Consider the following 3,673-nt stretch of genomic DNA (forward strand, 5'->3'; position numbering starts at 1 on the left):
TGGTTTGGTAGGATGCAGGAAACATATTGGTTTAGGGGAGCTGCACTGAGGCTCCCTATTTTTTGTCCCCTTTATTGTCTCAAAGCCCTGTACCGCATGACGTTGAGTACCCTTGTCACCCGTTAAGAGTATTGCCCTCGGCCTCGGCCCCAGCTTGCAGGAGAGCCGCTAAGGTCAGCGTATCGGGCGTCGCTGGCAGTAGCGCAAAGGCGGTCGGCAGCTGCCCAACCAGATCCTTAGGAAAGCAATCGCGGCTGCCGGGCTCACAATCTGACTCTGATTTAACCTTCCCGACAGCCTCAACCGCAGCTATCGGAATATTGGCGGTTGCCGTAGCGGGGGGTAAATCTGGTAAAAGTTGAAAGAAGAGCATGGGAATTCTCCAAGGCACCCTAAACAGCATGGTGGGCTGAACTGTAGTTTGAGAGCGCCGACGATATCATTCTCGCTAGCGTGAATAGCCAGAAAAGTCGCTGGTATAGGTAAGCACAAACCCAGACTAGAGATTATAAGCAAAATCTCAATAAACTAACCGCATCTAGAGATGGCATTTTGGTGACTTTTGATCCCTAAGAGTCGCCTACATCGATTGCTCTCCCACCAGGGCGTTATCATGCGCTCACTAGCATCAGCTTGGCGATGGTTCAGATCACCAAGATTTGAGTGCTTGACGAGCGACATCGAAAGACTGAACAACATCTTGAGGCCGCGGATTTCTCGGCTGGTGAGGAAGACACTGTCCTTTTCCAAGAAGCTAGAGCATCACATCGGTGCGATCTGGATGTTCATCCATGCCTACAATTGCCGAGTCAGAGAGCAGCTGGCAGCAAGGGAAGAGTCTATCTTTTCCTCTGTCCTTTAATAAAATGCACTACCAGAATATGAATTCCCTGGTCTCTTGCCATGCCGTCAATTCGCGCTATTCGCCCTGGGCACCATCCGTTTCCATTTTTGCTGTACGGGGAGTGGGTACTGGTGGGAATTGCTTTGATGAGTGAATTTTCCCCCAACCTGTTGCCCAGAAGTGGGGGATTTCCCGCCGCCGCGCTGATGGTGATTCTAGGGTTTGGGGCGTTGGGGCTGTGGCTACCGACCAGACCCTTAGGCCTCAAAATTGCTCACGTTGTCTTGCAGTTTAGTTTGATCGTGCTTGCCGCCCGCTTGAGCACATTAGGACTGCGGCTGTTCCCGCTGCTACAGGTCGTACTGGTGCTGAGAAGCTGCCTGCTATTTGATCGATGGGGACGCCTACTCATCACCAGCGTCACGTTCGTCTTCTTTCTGGGTATGGCGCAGCATCGGCTGCAATCTTTAGATCGGGCACTCCCACCCCGCCTGGGCGGACGACTGATGTCTCAACTGATTGGCATTCGGCTCAACCTGGTGGTCATGTTTTTGCTGCTGCTGGTGTTTCTGCTGCTGTTGATGAATGCTTTGATTTCAGAACGGGAACGGCGGGAGGAGTTACGCCAGGCCAATCAAAAGCTGCGGGAATCTGCTGCTCAAATCGAGAAATTGGCCATGAACCAGGAACGCACCCGCATCGCTCGGGAAATTCACGATTCTTTGGGGCATGCTTTGACAGGGCTGAACATTCAGCTGGAGGGGGCCTTAAAACTGTGGGATGCGAATCCTGAGCAGGCCAGGGCCTTTGTCACTCAGGCCAAAGAAATGGGCTCGACGGCCCTGCAGGAGACGCGACAGGCGGTGGCGACCCTGCGGCAACCTCCGTTATGGCAGCAAGATCTGGCCACTGCGATCGCACCCCTCACCCAGCGACTACAGCAAGTGACCGGGGTGGTTCCCGATATGGTGGTGGACTGCCCACACTTGCCCGAATCCTTGAAGCTGACGGTCTACCGCATTGTGCAAGAAGCCCTGACCAACGTCTGTAAATATGCGCAGGCCACTCAGGTCAGTATCGCCATTCAGCCCTTGCCGGATGCATCACGGTTGACCATCACCATTCAGGACAACGGGGTTGGCTTTAATCCGCAAGACAACACGACCGGGTTTGGGCTGCGCGGCATTCAAGAACGGGCGAAGGCTGAGGGCGGTCAGGTGCAGTTAACCTCTGCGCCTGGGCAAGGCTGCATCCTGACGGTTTGGCTGCCGTTACCCTTGGAGGTGGCATGATTCACATTTTGCTGGTGGATGATCAGGCGATCGTACGTCAGGGCCTCAACGCTCTGCTGTCCCTGGAGGCAGACCTGCAAATTTTGGGGGAAGCTGCCAATGGACGAGAAGCCGTGGAGATGGCGCAGAAATTGTTGACCACGCCCAATGCCGTTGAGGTCGTGCTGATGGATATCCGTATGCCTGTTATGGATGGCGTTGCGGCCACCCGTGAGCTCCTGCGACAATACCCCACCCTGAAAGTGCTGGTGCTCACTACCTTTGAGGATGATGAGCTGGTGCAGCAAGCGGTGCAGGCAGGAGCGGTGGGATACCTGCTCAAAGACACGCCATCGGAGGAAGTAGCCCAGGCGATTCGGGCGGTGCATCGGGGCTATGCCCAATTTGGGCCTGGAATTCTGCAAAAAATGCTGCTGCACCGGACGGCTCCAACCCAGCCGGAAATTCCGCCTGGTTTTGCTGAGTTAACTCCTCGGGAGCGGGAGGTGCTGGCGCTGATTGGCCAGGGAGCCAGCAATCGTGAAATTGCTCAGGCGCTGTTTCTCACCGAGGGAACGGTCAAAAATCATGTGACCCATATTTTGGGGCGGCTGGGGTTGCGCGATCGCACTCAGGCCGCCCTTCTCGCCGCTGCTTTGCCGCTAGATAACGCTTAGAAACTCGTCCTAGACAACCTCCAAGACCCGGTCAAAGTCCGTACCGGGGACTCTTGTTGCAGAAAACTCCTGAAACCCTTGTAAATAAAGGATTCTCAACAAGACAACAGATTTGGGATTTCTCGACGAACCGAACCAAGACAATGAGTCTCAGCGTGTTCAAGATTTGGTTTTGCTCTGTCTGGGTTCCATTCAAGCTTTGGTGCGTTGAGCGATCCCGACTGCTGCTTGTAACTTCTGTAGACTGCAGTCTTTATCCGTGCTCAACTCGCCTTGCAACGGCGGGGTTGACATCTCCAGAACCACTCCCTTGATAGGTTGCTAGTCAGCTTACCTCCATCGCTACGTTAGTTCCGCTTCTCTACTTAGAAGAACAAGGCAATTCCAGACCAATTAAATCAGTATCAGACTCTTTGTGTAGCAGTTCGGCTATTTTTTGGGCATAAGCTAGGATTTGGATGTGTTTATCAGTATCCATGGGACAGACTGCTAGCAGAGAGTGATGTCGCTGATTGGCACCAACCTGATTGACTGACAAAACTTGTGAGCAGAATCCTCGAAAGCCCTCACCCTAGCCCTCTCCCGGGGGGAGAGGGAACCGGAAAAGTGGATTGGCTCCCCTCGCCCTCTGGGCGAGGGGTTGGGGGTGAGGGGCGGATAACTTTTGTCAGTCAACTAGGGCACCAACACTCCACGCTGTAATCCCAGGTAGTTCTCAGAGAGGATGAAATATCTTTGGGGCGTAACCCCTTAACTGGACAGTGGGAAGTTCTCTGTCCAGTGACGAGCCGCCAAGAAAAACGGACATGGGTTAAGTCAAACGACCCGTCATGCCCGAAACTGGCTGATATAGAACGTTTCAGCCAGCAATATTATGGAGC

3 protein-coding genes and 1 pseudogene are annotated in these 3,673 nt (G+C 53.8%); 3 read left to right on the forward strand and 1 reads right to left on the reverse strand.

Translation table 11 applies throughout. The features are described 5' to 3' along the window. Positions 1 to 115 precede the first annotated feature (115 nt). Positions 116 to 373, reverse strand: coding sequence for a hypothetical protein (locus IQ254_RS30130; protein ID WP_193969826.1), 258 nt, complete (start codon positions 371 to 373; stop codon positions 116 to 118). 297 nt (positions 374 to 670) lie between these two features. On the opposite strand from IQ254_RS30130, the pseudogene IQ254_RS30135 reads away from it, so the two are divergent. The 3 genes and pseudogenes from IQ254_RS30135 to IQ254_RS30145 form a co-directional block, all read left to right on the forward strand. Then, a pseudogene (locus IQ254_RS30135) lies at positions 671 to 862 on the forward strand (IS1 family transposase); the annotation flags it as partial. Positions 863 to 903: 41 nt separating this feature from the next. Continuing rightward, positions 904 to 2,136: a sensor histidine kinase gene (locus tag IQ254_RS30140; RefSeq protein WP_193969827.1), complete on the forward strand. Its 1,233-nt coding sequence runs from the start codon at positions 904 to 906 to the stop codon at positions 2,134 to 2,136. After that, a complete protein-coding gene (locus tag IQ254_RS30145; RefSeq protein ID WP_193969828.1) occupies positions 2,133 to 2,792 on the forward strand; it encodes a response regulator transcription factor in 660 nt (219 codons plus the stop codon). Before IQ254_RS30140 ends, IQ254_RS30145 begins: the two co-directional genes overlap by 4 nt. Positions 2,793 to 3,673 lie beyond the last annotated feature (881 nt).

The organism is Nodosilinea sp. LEGE 07088 (assembly GCF_015207395.1).
Taxonomy (GTDB): Bacteria; Cyanobacteriota; Cyanobacteriia; order Phormidesmidales; family Phormidesmidaceae; genus Nodosilinea.

Excerpts from the sequence above, each read along its gene's own strand:
- IQ254_RS30140 (WP_193969827.1), top strand. The coding sequence starts at position 904 with ATGCCGTCAATTCGCGCTATTCGCCCTGGGCACCATCCGTTTCCATTT.
- IQ254_RS30145 (WP_193969828.1), top strand. The coding sequence starts at position 2,133 with ATGATTCACATTTTGCTGGTGGATGATCAGGCGATCGTACGTCAGGGC.
- IQ254_RS30130 (WP_193969826.1), bottom strand. The coding sequence starts at position 373 with ATGCTCTTCTTTCAACTTTTACCAGATTTACCCCCCGCTACGGCAACC.